Below are 16128 nucleotides of genomic sequence, written 5' to 3'. Positions count from 1 at the left end.
TTAACTACACATTCCTTCACGAATTCCTGATCACTGACGATTATTGACATTCGTCAGTCGCCAATCGATAGTCTTCATCAGAGTTCCGATGGAGATTAGCGATGGTCGTCCGATCCCTTTTTTCTAGCTATTCCAGGCTATTAACAGGAGCCTCGTTGGCTTTTGCGGTATTTGCCTTGGCCGGGTGCAATGAAAAGGCGGCCGAGGCGCCCGCTCCCGGACGTCCGGTCCTGGTCGCCACCGTGCACTACGCAGCCGAGACGCCGGAGCGCAGTTTTGTCGGGACGATCAAGCCCCGGATCGAGACGGACATGGGCTTTCGGGTTCCCGGCAAGGTCGCCAAGCGTTTGGTGGAGGTTGGTCAGACCGTCGATGTCGGCCAACCGCTCGCCACCCTCGACGAGGTCGACCTGAAGCTGCAGGCCGAGCAGGCCGAGGCGGAATTGCGCGCCGCCACCGGCGTGCTGGCGCAAGCGGGCGCCTCCGAGCAGCGCGCCAAGGATCTGCGCGCCAAGGGCTGGACTACCGATGCGCAGATGGACCAAAGCCGCGCCGCCGCCGACGAGGCGCGGGCGCGGCTCAATCGCGCCGAGCGCCAGGTCGAGCTCACCAAGAACTCCCTCTCTTATGCGACGCTGCTGGCCGACAGCCGTGGCGTCGTCACCGCTACCCTGATTGATCCCGGCCAGGTCGTGGCCGCCGGCCAGACCGCCATCCGGGTCGCGCGCTTTGCCGAGAAGGAAGCCGTGGTCGCGATTCCGGAGACGCTCGTCGGCCGCGCCAAGTCAGGCACCGCCAGCGTGACGCTGTGGTCGGACGCGGACAAGAAATACACCGCAAAACTGCGCGAGATCGCGCCGTCGGCCGATCCGGCGACCCGGACCTATCTCGCCAAATTCTCGCTGCCGGAAGCCGACGACAAGGTCTCGCTCGGCATGACCGCGACTCTGACGCTGGCGGACGCCGCCACCGAGCGCGTCGCAAGACTGCCGCTCTCGGCACTGTTCAGCCAGGGCAGCAATCCCTCGCTCTACATCGTCGACGATGCCGGCGCCGTGAAACTGCAGCCGGTGATCGTGAAATCCTATGAGAGCAATGCCGTCGTGATCTCGGGCGGCGTCAACGAGGGCGCCAAGGTGGTGGCGCTCGGCGTGCAGAAGATCGATCCGGCCCAGAAGGTCCGGGTGGTCTCGGCGCTGTCGTTCTGAGTTTTTTGCCTTCATTGCGAGGCTTGTCCCCCATAGCTCGAAGAGCGACGGCGGAAGCGAATCTGGAAGTTGGAGAGTGACATGAAGCGCTTCAATCTCTCGGGCTGGGCGGTGAGCCATCCGACCCTGATCCTGTTCCTGATGATCGTGCTCGGCGTCGCCGGTTTCTTCTCCTACGAGCGGCTCGGCCGCGCGGAGGACCCGTTCTTCACGGTGAAAGTGGTCAACGTCTCCGCGATCTGGCCCGGCGCCACCGCGCAGGAAATGCAGACCCAGGTCGCCGATCCCATCGAGAAGAAGCTGCAGGAACTGCCTTTCTTCGAGAAGGTGCAGACCTATTCCAAACCGTCGTTCACGGCGATGCAGGTCACGTTCAAGGACTCGACCCCACCGAAGGACGTGCCTTATCTGTTCTATATGCTGCGCAAAAAGCTCGCCGACGTGCAGGGCCAGTTGCCTGCGGGCCTGCTCGGGCCGACCGTCAACGACGAGTTCTCCGACGTCGATTCCATTCTCTACATGATGACCGGCGACGGCGCCGACTATGCGCAGCTGAAGAAGGCGGGCGAAGGCTTGCGCCAGCGGCTGTTGAAGGTGAACGGCGTCACCAAGGTCAATCTCTACGGCACCCAGGACGAGCGGATCTTCGTCGAATTCTCGCACGCCAAGCTGGCGACGCTCGGCATCACGCCGCAGGCGCTGTTCGATTCGCTGGCCAAGCAGAACAACGTCACGCCCGCGGGCACGGTGGAAACCTCCTCGCAGCGGGTGCCGCTGCGCGTCACCGGCGCGCTCGATGGCGCCAAGGCGGTGGCGGAAAGCCCGGTCGAAAGCAACGGCCGCGTGTTCCGGCTCGGCGATATCGCCACTGTCACCCACGGCTTCGTCGATCCTCCAAGCTTCGTCGCCCGCCAGGAAGGCAAGCCGGCGCTCGGCATCGGCGTGGTCACCGCCAAGGGCGCCAACATTCTGGAGCTTGGCAAGGAGGTCGAGAAGGCGACCAACGACTTCATGAAGGCCGTGCCGCAAGGCATCGAGGTCGAGCAGATTGCCGACCAGCCGAAGGTGGTCGAGCGCGCCGTCGGCGAGTTCGTGCGTTCCTTCATCGAGGCCCTCGCGATCGTGCTGTTCGTCTCCTTTGTGGCGCTCGGCTGGCGCACGGGCATCGTGGTCGCGATGTCGGTGCCGCTGGTGCTCGCCATCGTCTTCATCGTCATGAACGCGATGTCGATCGACCTGCATCGCATCACGCTCGGCGCGCTGATCATCGCGCTCGGCCTCTTGGTCGACGACGCCATCATCGCCGTGGAAATGATGGTGGTGAAAATGGAGCAGGGCTGGGACCGCGTCCGCGCAGCCGCCTTCGCCTGGGAATCGACGGCGTTCCCGATGCTCACGGGAACGCTGGTCACGGCCGCCGGCTTCCTCCCCATCGGCTTTGCCAATTCGGCGGTCGGCGAATATGCCGGCGGCATCTTCTGGATCGTGGCGATCGCACTGGTCGCCTCCTGGTTCGTGGCGGTGATCTTCACGCCCTATATCGGCGTCAAGCTGCTGCCGAACATCGCGGTCCACCACAACCACGATCCGCATGCCGTCTATGAGACGCGGATGTATCGCGGTTTGCGCAGCATGGTGCAATGGTGCGTCGACCACCGCGTCAAGGTGGTGCTGGCCACCGTCGGCGTGTTCGCGCTCTCGATCGTGGGCTTCGGCAACGTGCAGCAGCAGTTCTTCCCGCTGTCGGAGCGGCCGGAGCTGTTCCTGCAACTGCGGTTGCCGGAAGGCACGGCCTTTAACGTCACGGAAAAGTCCGTGAAGAAGGCCGAGGCGCTGCTCAAGGACGACAAGGACATCGTGACCTTTACTTCCTATGTCGGTCAGGGGTCGCCCCGCTTCTGGCTCGGCCTCAATCCGCAGCTGCCGAACGAGGCCTTCGCCGAGGTCGTTATCGTTTCCAAGGACGTCGAGGCCCGCGAGCGAATCAAGGCGCGGCTGGAGAAGGCGGTCGCCGACGGCGATCTGAACGAAGCCCGCGTGCGCATCGACCGCTTCAATTTCGGCCCGCCCGTCGGCTTCCCGGTGCAATTCCGCGTGATCGGCCCCGACGCCAACACCGTGCGCGACATCGCCTACAAGGTGCGCGACGTCATGCGGCAGAACAAGAACGTCGTGGAGCCGCAACTCGATTGGAACGAACAGTCGCCTTACCTGAAGCTGGTGGTCGATCAGGACCGCGCCCGGGCGCTCGGCCTGACCCCGCAGGACGTTTCGCAGGCGCTCGCCATGCTGATCTCGGGTGCGCAGGTCACGACGATTCGTGACGGCATCGAGAAGGTCGGCGTGGTCGCACGTGCAATCCCGTCCGAACGGCTCGACCTCAAGAGCGTCGGTGACCTCACTGTGACGTCACGCAATGGTGTTGCCGTGCCGCTGCAACAGATCGCGAAGATCGAGTATTCCCATGAAGAGCCGATCATGTGGCGGCGCAACCGCGACATGGCGATCACAGTCCGTACCGACGTCGTCGACGGCGTCCAGGCACCCGATGTCACCAATCAGATCTGGCCCAAATTGAAGGAAATCCGCGATCATCTCGAACCTGCGTACCGGATTGAACCAGGCGGTGCGTTCGAGGAATCCGCCAAGGGCAACGCCTCGATCTTCGTGCTGTTTCCGCTGATGGTCATGGTGATGCTGACGCTGCTGATGATCCAGCTCCACAGCTTCTCGCGGCTGTTACTGGTGTTCCTGACCGCGCCGCTTGGCATCGTCGGCGCCTCGCTCGGCCTCAACCTGGCCAACCAGCCGTTTGGTTTCGTAGCGCTGCTCGGCCTTATCGCGCTGGCCGGCATGATCATGCGCAACGCCGTGATCCTGGTCGATCAGATCGAGTCGGATGTCTCGCAGGGCTTGACCCGCCGGGAAGCCATCGTCGAGGCCACCGTCCGCCGTGCGCGCCCGGTGGTGTTGACGGCGCTGGCCGCGATCCTGGCGATGATCCCGCTTTCGCGCTCCGCCTTCTGGGGCCCGATGGCGATCACCATCATGGGCGGCTTGTTTGTTGCAACTTTCCTGACCTTGCTGTACCTGCCGGGCCTTTACGCCCTCTGGTTCAGGAAGAGCCTGGATGAAGCCGGCCGCGCCGAGGGGCCTGATCTTGCGCCGCAACATCAGGCCAAGGAGCAGGCCAAGGGTCAGCATGCAATTCCGCTTGCCGACGCCGCCGAATAATTGAACATTGAGAACTGACATGGCGCTGGTTTCGGAACACGTCGAGACGGACACCCGGGAAAGAATTCTCGTGGTGGCGGAGCGTCTGTTCCGGCAGATCGGCTACCAGAAGACCACGGTTGCCGATATCGCCAAGGAACTGCGGATGAGTCCCGCCAACGTCTATCGCTTCTTCGATTCGAAGAAGTCGATCCACGAGGGCGTGGCGCGGACGCTGATGGGCGAGGTCGAGGTCGAGGCGCGCATGATAGCGGCCCGGCCCGGTCCGGCGAAACCTCGTCTGCGCGAACTGCTCAAGGCCATCAACCGGATGAACACGGAGCGCTATGTCGGCGATTCCAAGCTCCACGAGATGGTTGAGATCGCGATGGAGGAGGACTGGGACGTCTGCGTCGTCCACATTGAATGCATTACCGGCATCATAGGCCAGGTGATCGCCCAGGGCGTGGCGTCAGGCGAGTTCGAGGCCCCGGACCTGCCGCTCACTGCGCTTTGTACCTGCACCGGCATGATCCGCTTCTTCCACCCGCAGATGATCGCGCAGGCCATGAACAAGCCCAGCGCCACGATCGACCAGATGATCGATTTCCTGTTCCGGGCGCTCGAGCCGCGCAAGGCGAATTGACCGGCATTCACCGGTTGACTTCCCCGCCGTTCCGGGGCGATGCCTAGGCATCGAATTTGGAATGACAAGGAAACAACCGACGTGACCACCAAAGACCTGCACTATTACGAGCCGAAGAACGGCCACGGCCTCAAGCACGACCCCTTCAACGCGATCATCGCCCCGCGCCCGATCGGGTGGATTTCCTCGCGCGACGGCAGCGGCAACATCAATCTGGCGCCCTACAGCTTCTTTAACGCCTTCTGCTACGTGCCGCCGATCATCGGCTTCTCCTCGACGAACTGGAAGGATAGCGCGGGCAACATTCAGGACACCGGTGAGTTCGTCTGGAATCTCGCGACCATGGACCTGGCGAAGCAGATGAACGCGACCGCGGCGCATGTCGCCCGCGACGTCGACGAATTCAAGCTCGCGGGTGTCACGGCCGCGCCCTGCAAGCTGGTCAACGTGCCTCGCGTGGCGGAGAGCCCGGTGGCCTTCGAATGCAAGCTGACGCAGGTCGTCCAGCTGCAGGGTGCCGATGGCAAAAAGGCGCAGGCCTGGGTCACTTTCGGCGAGGTCGTCGCCGTGCATATCGACAAGGCCCTCATCCAGGACGGCGTCTACCAGACCGGCCTGGCTCACCCGATCGTCCGCGCCGGCCGCAAGGGCGACTATTTCGAGATCAAGCCGGAAAACATGTTCGAGATGATCCGACCTGATTGAGCGGGCGTGAGCGCACGGAACCCCGAACCGCTCAAATCCTTATCAGATGTCGTTTCGGAGATTGCCGATGATCCGATTGCTCGCCGGGTTGATGTCGCTTGTCTGTCTCGCCGCGCCCGCCTTCGCTGGCCTCGACGCGGCGGCGGTCAACAACGCCGAGTTCAAGGGTAGGGTGCCGGACGAGGATCGAATTCATCCCGCGGTCGTCAAGGCGCAGGTGCTGCTCGACCGTGCCCGTTTCTCGCCGGGAGAAATCGACGGCAAGCTCGGCGAGAACGCGGAGAAGGCACTCAAGGCCTTTTCTGAATCGAAAAGCCTTGCCGTGGGCAAGCAGATCCTGACTTCCGAAGTCTGGGGCGCCCTGCTGGCCACCAGCTCGGATCCAGTCGTCATCGACTACAAGATCACGGAAAGTGACGTTAAAGGGCCGTTCCTGAAAAAGATGCCCGCGAAGATGGATGACATGAAGGACCTCAAATCGCTGGACTATACGAGCCCGCGCGAGGCGCTCGCCGAAAGATTCCACATGAGCGAGGCGCTGCTCGACGCGCTTAATCCAGGCAAGAAGTTCGATGAGGCCGGTCAGACCATCTCCGTGCTGAACACCCTGCCAAAGGAGGCCGGCGCTCGGCCCAAGCGGTCCAAGCCGATAGTCGGGCGCGTCGAGGTCGACAAGGATGCCCAGACCGTAAGGGTCCTCGGAAAGGCCGTCGAACTGCTCGCCTTCTTTCCGGCCAGCGTCGGGAGCGACGAGAAGCCGACGCCGAGCGGCACGCTCAAGGTCACCTCGATCGATGCGCGGCCGAACTACCGTTACAATCCGGACTACAAGTTCAAGGGTGTCAGATCCAAAGAGGCGTTTACGATCAAGCCCGGTCCCAACAATCCAGCCGGCACACACTGGATCGGCCTTTCGTCGGCAAGCTATGGCTTCCACGGCACGCCGTACCCCGCAAAAGTCAGTAAATCGGAATCGCATGGCTGCGTCCGTCTCACCAACTGGGACGTCGACCGGCTGGCGAAGCTGCTGAAGAAGGGCACCGAGGTGGCCTTCATCGAGCGCGAGGCCGCGACCAAGAAGTGACGCCTGCGGCCATGTGTTCGCCACTCACCACCATTTGCAATGCTGCGCCTGGGCGGCGAATATAGCGCCATGCCGGCTGCCGCATTCCAGAAATCCGTTCGACACTTGTACGAAGGCGCCACGCCTGACGGCGTCCGATTCCGCTATGGACTGCTGGCATTCGACATCGTCACCGTCCTGTTCATCATCGCGACGTCGTTCCTGCCGTCGAACCACATCACGGAAGCGTTCGACATCGTGTTCGGCGTCGTCATTCTCGCCGATTTCGCCGCGCGGCTGTTTGCCAGCCGCCATCGGATGCGCGAATTCAGCCGCTTCTCGACCTGGGCCGACATCGTGGCAATCGTCTCATTCCTGGCGCCGCTCGCCGGAGAAGCCGGCGGATTCCTGCGAATCCTGCGAACGTTGCGGCTGTTGCGCGACTACCAGATGCTGGCCCGGCTGCGTCAGGACAGCACCTTCTTCCAGCGCAATGAGGAGGTGATCTTTGCCGTCACCAATCTCGCGGTCTTCATCTTCGTGATGACGGCGATCGTTTACGAGACGCAGAAGTTCCGTAACCCGCAGATCGGAAATTATGCGGACGCGCTGTACTTCACCGTCACCGCGCTGACCACGACAGGCTTTGGCGACATCACCCTGCCGGGAACGACCGGCCGCATGATCACCGTCGTCATCATGATTTTTGGCGTGACGCTGTTCTTCAATCTGGCGCGCGCGCTGCTCTCGCCCCACAAGGTGCGGTTTGCCTGCCCGGCCTGCGGGCTGCAGCGCCATGACAGCGATGCGGTTCACTGCAAGGCCTGCGGCAAGGTGTTGAACATTCCCGACGAAGGTTTGACGTAGCCGTCCCGCCCGCAGCGCCCGCGTTGCAACGCAATATCTGCCAGGTGGACGTCTTCCTGTTGCGTTGTCCAGCGGACAGGGCTGTCTGCCAGAGCATGCGAAGAAGCGGCGGCTGACTGGCACATCGCGCGCTTCGTAGCCATGTGGGCAATCGCCCCAAGTCGACCTCCAAATCACGGGTAGCGAAGCGTTGACGAGGTAACGCCACGATCGCGTGCAAACCTCAATGAGGGAGCCGAATTGAAAGCAGCTCTCGCAACCGGAAACGGACCGGACTAACCTTGGGTTGCCAGGCCGGATCAACGGCCGGCACAGACATTGGGAGGATGCGATGCAACAGCCAAAACAGCGCGATCCAGAAGCCGCGATATCTCGACGAACGCTTGTCCATGGTCTGGCGTTATGTGCCGGCGCCACCGTGGCGGGCGCAAGCGCCGCGCTGGCACAGAGTGGGCCTCAAGGCGGCTCGCAACCGGGCCCGGTGGCGCCGCCGTCCACGATCACCAACCCGCCGCGCGATTTCAGTCCGCGCGGCGCTCCGACGACCTATTTCTGGGACCCGGATATCATTGCAGTCGATCCGTCCTTCAACGATCTGGCCCAGCCCAACACGGCGATCAAGCGCCTGCATACGGGGTTGTTGTGGGCCGAAGGCCCGGCCTGGAGCGCCCAGGGCCGCTATCTGCTGTGGAGCGACATCCCGAACAACCGGCAGATGCGATGGTCGGAAGATGACGGTCACGTCAGCGTGTTCCGCACGCCGTCCAATAATTCCAACGGCAATTCGTTCGACTTCCAGGGCCGCCAGCTTTCCTGCGAACATCTCAGCCGCCGGGTGGTGCGCTATGAGCATGACGGCACCGCAACGGTGCTGGCCGACAATTTCGGCGGCAAGAAATTGAATTCGCCCAACGACGTTGTCGCTCATCCCGACGGCAGCTACTGGTTCACCGATCCGCCCTATGGCGGCCAACTCTATGAGGGTGAGCCTGATGTCGCAGGCGGTCCGAGCAACGCGAGCGGCAGGCTCAATCCGAAGATCGGGCAGCCGGCCGGCTTCGTGCCGGGCCGGCGCGAACTGCCGACCAACTGCTATCGCATCGATCCGTCCGGCCGCGTCGACCTCGTGGTGACCGAGGAGCAGGTACCCGATCCCAACGGGCTCTGTTTCTCGCACGACTATAAGAAGCTGTATGTCGCCTCGACCGGTAAGGGGCCGGGCGACACCGGGCCGGGCGGCAAGGGCGAGATCTTCGTGTTCGATGTCGGCACCGACAACAAGCTCTCCAACCACAAGCGGTTCACCGATTGCATGGTCGATGGCGTCAAGTGCGGACCCGACGGTCTGCGCTGCGACGTCAACGGCAACCTGTGGGCCTCAAGCAATGCAGGCCGCGCCGTCGGTTACAGCGGCGTGACGGTGTGGTCGCCGGAAGCCAAGCTACTCGGCCGCATTCGGTTGCCGGAGGTGTGCGGCAACGTCGCCTTCGGCGGCCCCAAGCGCAATCGCCTGTTCATGGCGGCGAGCCAGTCGCTGTATGCGGTCTATACGGCCACGCAGGGGGCGGGGCCGGGTTGAGCGGCTCTCCGTCATTCCGGGATGCGCCCTCTTGGGCGCAGGCCCGGAATCCAACGAGCGACATTGCCGGTCTCATCATGGATTCCGGGTTCTCGCTGCGCGAGCCCCGGAATGGCGGCGGGGGAAAACCGATTCATTAAAATTCGTCCTAAATCAGCAACCGGCGGCCAACCGCTCCGGCAAAAGTGGGGCACGCTTAAACCCGACTTTTATGGCGCGTGGCGCACCCTCCTCTTCAAGAAGAGGAAGAGGCGTGTGCACCGATGCCCGTATTCAACTATTCTACCGTCGTGGGATCGACGCTGCTCGTTTTCCTGTTTGTGTCCAGTGCCTATCTTACTGACGACGAGAGCCATTTGCGGTTCGACGGATCGCTATACTCCAGCGCCCTTTACGCGCCGCGGGCAGACGAAACCCGGACCACGGCCGAACGCCTTGCCCGGGATGTCACACCTGCCGTTCGCGTGAAGGAAGTGTTTGCCGTATTCGCTCCCAATGAGCGGCGGCGCAGCAAGCGCGATTCATAAGGCCGGGCTGTCGCGATCTTCCGGGCCTGCAACTTCGTCGCGCCCCGGAGTGTCAAGAGGCTGTCTCAACCATCGGATAATGCAGACCTTTCGGAACGCTTCAGCGTCTCCACCGTTATCTCCGGGTTCATCAATTCCGCTTCATTCCCGATGCGAGCCGCCCCGAAACCCCGGTGTTCAGCTAGAATGAGCCGTCGTCTGGCCCACGTGCGGCGCGACGTCGCGCCGCAGACCAGGAGAGTTCGCCATGAGCTTCCGCCGCGATTTTATCAGCAAGCCGATCTTCGCCTGGGCGCGCGGCGTGTTGCCGACGATGTCCGCGACCGAGCGGGAAGCGCTGGAAGCCGGCGACGTGTGGTGGGACGCCGACCTTTTCACCGGCAATCCCGACTGGTCGAAATTGCTGGCGACTGCGCCGGCGACGCTGACCGCGGAGGAGCAGGCCTTCCTCAACGGTCCGGTCGACGACCTCTGCGCCATGCTCGACGACTGGAAGATCAATTGGGAATGGCGCGACCTGCCGCCGGAGGCATGGGCCTTCATCAAGCGCCACAAGTTCTTTGGCATGATCATCCCCAAGGAATATGGCGGGCTGGGCTTCTCGCCCTATGCGCATTCCGAGGTGGTACGAAAGCTTTCCTCCCGGTCGTTGACCGCCGCCGTCACCGTGATGGTGCCGAACTCGCTCGGGCCGGGCGAATTGTTGATGCGTTTCGGCACCAAGGAGCAGCAGGGCAGGTGGCTGCCCCGGCTGGCCGAGGGCACCGACATTCCCTGCTTCGGCCTGACCAGCCCGGAAGCCGGCTCCGATGCCGCCTCGATGGTTGACTCCGGCATCATCTGCAAGGGCAACTTTGAAGGCCGCGAAGTGATCGGCCTGCGGCTCAACTGGCACAAGCGCTACATCACGCTGGGGCCGGTCGCGACGCTGCTTGGTCTCGCCTTCAAGGCCTACGATCCCGATCATCTCGTCGGATATCAGGACGAAATCGGCATCACGGTCGCGCTGATCCCGACCGATCTGCCCGGCGTCGAGATCGGCCGCAGGCATCTGCCGTCGATGCAGGTGTTCCAGAACGGCCCGAATTGGGGCCGCGATGTCTTTATCCCGATGGATTATATCATTGGCGGGCAGGAGCGGCTCGGCCAGGGCTGGAAGATGCTGATGACGGCGCTCGCCGCCGGCCGCGGCATCTCGCTGCCGTCGCTGTCGGCCGCCGGCGCTGCCTATGCGGCGCGCACGTCAGGCGCTTACGCGCGCATTCGCGAGCAGTTCGGCATTTCCATCAGCAAGTTCGAAGGTATCGAGGAGCCGCTGGCCCGTATGGCCGGCACCGCCTATCTGCTCGATGCCGCGCGCCGGCTGACCTGCGCGGCGCTCAACCAGGGGCATCATCCCGCGGTCATTTCCGGCATCATGAAGCTGCACGCCACCGAGCGGATGCGGATCGCGATCGACGACGCCATGGACATCCATGGCGGCAAGGCCGTGATCGACGGCCCACAAAACTATCTCGGCAATCTCTATCGCTCGGTGCCGGTCGGCATCACCGTCGAGGGCGCCAATATTCTGACGCGCAACCTCATCGTGTTCGGCCAAGGCGCTATTCGCGCTCATCCTTTCCTGCTCGATGAAATGAATGCACTGGGGCAAGCCGATCGCACCAAGGGGCTCGATGCCTTCGACAAGGCGTTCTGGGCGCATGTAGGTCACAGCTTCAAGACCATGTTCCGCGCGTGGGGCCGGAGCTGGAGCGGCGGGCTGTTTGCGCCCGCGCCCGATGCCGGCGAGGCAACGGGTTTCTATCGCCAGCTCTCGCGCTATTCGTCGGCGTTTGCGCTGTGCGCCGACATGGCGTTGCTGACATTGGGCGGCGCGCTCAAGCGCAAGGAAATGCTTTCCGCGCGGTTCGGCGACATCCTGTCCGAGCTGTACCTGTTGTCGGCCGCGCTGAAGCGCTGGCAGGACGAGGGGCAGCAGCGCGAGGATTTCGCAGCACTTGAATGGTGCATGGCAAGTGGTTTCCGTACCATCGAAAACCGCTTTGCCGAAATCCTGGCCAACCTGCCGAACCGGTTCGTGGCGGTGATCCTCAAATTCCTGATCCAGCCATTCGGCGCCAAGGTGACCGGCCCGTCGGACCGCGTCGTGCATCAATGCGCGCAGCTCGTGCTCGAGCCGTCGGCAGCGCGTGATCGCCTGACGGCCGATCTTTCGCATGTCGACGACGATGGCGGCGTCGCCCGGCTGGAGAAGGCGTTCCTCCTGGTCGTCGCGGCGGAAGATGTTTCCAGGCAGATGCGCGCCGCGCGCCTGCACGACTGGAAAGAGGCGGTCAAGAAGGGCGTCATTACGCAGTCCGACGGCGAGAAGTTGCAGGCCGCGCACGAGGCCGTTGCCAAAGTCATCGAGGTCGACGATTTCGCTCCTGAGGCATTGTCGCCGATTTACAAGAAACCTGCCGATGTGCATCAGTTCTTCCAGGAACTGGGTGAGCAGAGGGCAGCAAGCTGATGGCCAAACCGGTCTTTATCGTCGACGGCAGCCGGACGCCGTTCCTGAAAGCGCGCTCCGGTCCCGGGCCGTTCACGCCGGTCGATCTCGCCGTCCAGTGCGGCCGGCCGCTGCTGGCGCGGCAACCGTTCGCGCCCGATGCCTTCGATCAGGTGATTTTGGGCTGCGTCAACGTCATCGCCGATGAGATGAACCCGGCCCGCGTCGCGGCGCTGCGGCTTGGCATGGGTGAGAAGATGGTCGCCTTCACGGTGCAGATCAATTGCGGCTCCGGCATGCAGTCGATCGACACGGCGTACCGCTACATCCGCGAGGGCGTCTCCGACCTGATTCTGGCAGGCGGCGCCGAGGCGTTGAGTCACGCGCCGCTGGTATGGCCGCAGCAGGGGGTACGCTGGTTTGCGGGCCTTGCCGGGGCAAAAGGCATCGGCGCGAAGATCATGGCGGCGCTGAAAGTGAAGCCGAGCTATTTCAAGCCGATCATCGGGCTGGAGCGCGGGCTGACCGATCCCATCACCGAACTCAATATGGGCCAGACCGCCGAAGTGGTCGGGCATCTCTTCGGCGTCACCCGCGCGCAGTCGGACGCCTATGCCGCCGAAAGCCACAAGCGGCTGGCGAAGGCGCAATCGGAAGGCTGGCTCAAGGGCGAGGTCGAGACCGCGTTCGCCCGTGACGGAAAATTCTACGATCACGATGACGGCGTCCGCCCGGATTCCACGCCCGAGAGCCTGGCGAAGCTGAGGCCGGTGTTCGAGCGGCCGTGGGGGAAGGTCACGGCGGGGAATTCCTCGCAGATCACCGACGGTGCGTCCTGGGTGATCCTCGCTTCCGAAGAGGCGGTGGCCAAGCATGGGCTGACGCCCAAGGCCGCCATTCTCGACAGCCAGTGGTCGGCGCTCGATCCGGGCATCATGGGCTTGGGGCCGGTGCTGTCGGCCAGTGCGCTGCTGAAGCGCAACGAACTGACGCTTGGCGATATCGAGACCTGGGAATTGAACGAAGCATTCGCGACGCAGGTGCTAGGCTGTCTCGCCGCCTGGAACGACGAGAAATTCTGCAAGGAGATCCTCGGCCTTGACGGCGCGGCGGGTGAACTCGACCAGAGCAAGCTGAACGTCGATGGTGGCGCCATCAGCCTCGGCCACCCCGTGGGCTGCAGCGGCAACCGTATCGTGCTGCACCTCGTCAACGCCATGAAGCGGCTGGGCACCCGGCGGGGCATCGCCACCGAATGTATCGGCGGCGGGCAGGGCGGCGCGATGCTGATAGAGATGGTGTGAGCATGGATAGCCAGATCATGGACGTTCTCGGCGATCGCGTGCTCGAACTCGGGCCGAAGCCCGATGCCGCCGGCCCGTACAGGAATTTCAAGCTGACCCGCGATGCCGACGGCGTCGCCTGGCTGCTGTTCGACCGCGAGGGCACCAGCGCCAACACGCTTTCGGCCGACCTGATCGAGGAGCTCGACAAGGTGCTGGCGGAACTGGAAGGCCACCGCCCCACCGGCCTCGTCATCCGTTCGGCCAAGAAGTCCGGCTTCATTGCCGGCGCCGACGTCAACGCGTTTCGCGGCGCGACCGATGTCGCCGCCGTCGAGGCCGAGATCGGCCGCGCGCATGCGGTGATCGACCGGCTGGAGGCCCTGCGGGTTCCGAGCGTCGCCGTGATCCACGGCTTCTGCCTCGGCGGCGGCCTTGAGGTGGCGCTGGCCTGCCAGATGCGGATTGCGATCGAGGACGCGCGCTTTGGCTTCCCCGAGGTGATGCTGGGCCTGCATCCCGGCCTTGGCGGCACCGTGCGATTGACCCAGCTCGTCAATCCGATGCAGGCGATGCCGCTGATGCTGACCGGCAAGACCATCGATGCGCGGAAGGCGAAATCGCTGGGGTTGGTCGATGCCGTGACGCAGGAGCGCCACGTGCTCAATGCGGTCAAGGACGCCGTGTCCGGCCGCCTGACGCGGGCGCGACCCGGACCGCTCAACAGCATTCTCAGCCTCGGTCCGGTCAGAGGCTTGCTCGCAGGGCGGATGCGCAGCGAGGCGGCGAAGGCCGCGCCGGAAGTGCATTATCCAGCACCCTACGCGCTGATCGATCTCTGGGAAAAGCACGGCGGCGACAAGCGGGCGATGCTCGACGCCGAGAAAGCGTCTTTCGCCAGGCTGATGGTGACGCCGACCGCACAGAATTTGATCCGCGTCTTCTTCCTGCGCGAGCAGATGAAGAAGCTCGCCGGCAGTGGCAACAAGATCAAGCACGTTCACGTCATCGGCGCGGGCGCGATGGGCGGCGACATCGCCGCCTGGTGCGCCGGCCAGGATATGCGGGTGACGCTCGCCGACATGAAGCCGGAGCCGATTGCCGGCGCCCTCAAGCGCGCGGCCGATCTCTACGGAAAAATCCTGCGCAAGCGAACGTCCGTGCGCGATGCGCTGGACCGTTTGATGCCGGACATGCAGGCCGAGGGCGTCCGCAACGCCGATCTCATCATCGAGGCGGTGCCGGAAAAGCTGGAACTGAAGCAGAAGGTCTATGCCGGCCTTGAGCCCAAGATGAAGCCCGGCGCGATCCTCGCCACCAACACGTCGAGCATCCCCTTGCAGGATCTGCGCAGCACGCTGCAAAAGCCCGAGCGGCTGCTTGGCCTGCATTTCTTCAACCCGGTATCGCGGCTGCAGCTCGTCGAGGTCGTCAGCCATGACGGCACCGATGCGCAATTGCTGAAGGAGGCGCTCGCCTTCGTCGGCGCCATCGACCGGCTGCCGCTGCCCGTAAAATCCTCGCCCGGCTTCCTCGTCAACCGTGCGCTGACGCCGTACATGCTTGAAGCGATGGTGATGCTGGACGAGAAGATCGACAAGACGGTCATCGATGCCGCCGCGAAAAAGTTCGGGATGCCGATGGGACCCATCGAGCTGGCGGATCAGGTCGGCCTGGATATCTGCCTCGACGTCGGCGACATGCTGCGCTCGAAGTTCGGCGACATGCTGCCGCCGACGCCGGTCTGGCTGCGCGAAAAAGTCGCCCGGGGCGAACTCGGCCGCAAGACCGGCAAGGGCTTTTACACCTGGAAGGACGGCAAGGCCGACACCGGCGGCATGACCGCAATCGCGGAGCCGTCGGTAGAAATGATCGACCGGCTGATGCTGCCGATGTCGAATGTCTGCGTCGCCTGCCGCCGCGAGGGGATCGTGGACAATGCCGACGTGATCGACGGCGCGGTCATCTTCGGCACCGGCTACGCGCCGTTCCGCGGCGGTCCGTTGAACTATGCGCGGACCCGCGGCGTGGAGAACGTGGTCTCGACGCTGGAGGCGCTGACGGACAAATTCGGCAAGCGATTTACACCGGACGCCGGCTGGGAGAGTTTCAAGTGACGGAGACGCAAGTGCACGCGTCGGACGCCACCGAAAGCGAGCCGCGCGGCGATCTCTGCATCCGCACGTTGGCGATGCCGGCCGACACCAACGCCAATGGCGACATCTTCGGCGGCTGGCTCCTGAGCCAGATGGATATCGGCGGCGGCGTGTTCGCGTCCAAGATCGCCAAGTCCCGCACCGTCACCGTCGCGATCGAGGCCATGAACTTTCGCAAGGCGGTCTATGTCGGCGATCTCGTTTCGGTATACGCCAACCTGGTGCGCGTCGGGCGCACCTCGATCACGGTACATCTCGAAGCCTGGGTCGTCCGGCGCAAGGAGTTGCAATCGATCCTGGTGACCGACGGCAATTTCACCTACGTCTCGATCGACGAGGACGGACGGCCGCAGGCGGTGCGGCCGGATGGTGCCATCCAGACCTGAG

12 protein-coding genes are annotated in these 16128 nt (G+C 63.6%); all 12 read left to right on the top strand.

The genetic code is table 11. The features are described from left to right. Positions 1 to 101: 101 nt before the first annotated feature. On the top strand, positions 102 to 1208 hold the full coding sequence (locus tag QUH67_RS28765) for an efflux RND transporter periplasmic adaptor subunit (RefSeq protein WP_300942864.1): 1107 nt from the start codon (positions 102 to 104) through the stop codon (positions 1206 to 1208). Positions 1209 to 1289: 81 nt separating this feature from the next. Further along, complete coding sequence (locus QUH67_RS28760) at positions 1290 to 4442, top strand: efflux RND transporter permease subunit (RefSeq protein WP_300942863.1); 3153 nt, start codon at positions 1290 to 1292, stop codon at positions 4440 to 4442. A gap of 19 nt (positions 4443 to 4461) precedes the next feature. Further along, positions 4462 to 5067, top strand: a complete 606-nt coding sequence (locus tag QUH67_RS28755; RefSeq protein ID WP_300942862.1) for a TetR/AcrR family transcriptional regulator — start codon at positions 4462 to 4464, stop codon at positions 5065 to 5067. 81 nt (positions 5068 to 5148) lie between these two features. Beyond that, entirely contained in the window at positions 5149 to 5772 is a 624-nt protein-coding gene (locus QUH67_RS28750) for a flavin reductase family protein (RefSeq protein ID WP_300942861.1), read from the top strand. Positions 5773 to 5839: 67 nt separating this feature from the next. Next, complete coding sequence (locus QUH67_RS28745; protein ID WP_300942860.1) at positions 5840 to 6856, top strand: L,D-transpeptidase family protein; 1017 nt, start codon at positions 5840 to 5842, stop codon at positions 6854 to 6856. A 69-nt stretch (positions 6857 to 6925) separates the two neighbouring features. Further along, positions 6926 to 7702, top strand: coding sequence for a potassium channel family protein (locus QUH67_RS28740; RefSeq protein WP_300942859.1), 777 nt, complete (start codon positions 6926 to 6928; stop codon positions 7700 to 7702). 331 nt (positions 7703 to 8033) lie between these two features. Beyond that, positions 8034 to 9281: an SMP-30/gluconolactonase/LRE family protein gene (locus QUH67_RS28735; protein WP_300942858.1), complete on the top strand. Its 1248-nt coding sequence runs from the start codon at positions 8034 to 8036 to the stop codon at positions 9279 to 9281. 263 nt (positions 9282 to 9544) lie between these two features. After that, entirely contained in the window at positions 9545 to 9808 is a 264-nt protein-coding gene (locus QUH67_RS28730; protein ID WP_300942857.1) for a hypothetical protein, read from the top strand. 247 nt (positions 9809 to 10055) lie between these two features. Then, positions 10056 to 12323: an acyl-CoA dehydrogenase gene (locus QUH67_RS28725; protein ID WP_300942856.1), complete on the top strand. Its 2268-nt coding sequence runs from the start codon at positions 10056 to 10058 to the stop codon at positions 12321 to 12323. Continuing rightward, complete coding sequence (locus QUH67_RS28720) at positions 12323 to 13606, top strand: acetyl-CoA C-acetyltransferase (RefSeq protein WP_300942855.1); 1284 nt, start codon at positions 12323 to 12325, stop codon at positions 13604 to 13606. Before QUH67_RS28725 ends, QUH67_RS28720 begins: the two co-directional genes overlap by 1 nt. A gap of 2 nt (positions 13607 to 13608) precedes the next feature. Then, positions 13609 to 15702 (top strand): 3-hydroxyacyl-CoA dehydrogenase NAD-binding domain-containing protein, encoded by a 2094-nt coding sequence (locus QUH67_RS28715; RefSeq protein ID WP_300942854.1) that lies wholly within the window; start codon positions 13609 to 13611, stop codon positions 15700 to 15702. Next, positions 15699 to 16127: an acyl-CoA thioesterase gene (locus QUH67_RS28710; protein ID WP_300942853.1), complete on the top strand. Its 429-nt coding sequence runs from the start codon at positions 15699 to 15701 to the stop codon at positions 16125 to 16127. The genes QUH67_RS28715 and QUH67_RS28710 overlap by 4 nt, the downstream gene beginning before the upstream one ends. Position 16128 lies beyond the last annotated feature (1 nt).

Origin of the sequence: Bradyrhizobium roseum (assembly GCF_030413175.1) — a bacterium.
Taxonomy (GTDB): Bacteria; Pseudomonadota; Alphaproteobacteria; order Rhizobiales; family Xanthobacteraceae; genus Bradyrhizobium; species Bradyrhizobium roseum.
This window is presented reverse-complemented; position numbering and strand designations above follow the sequence as displayed.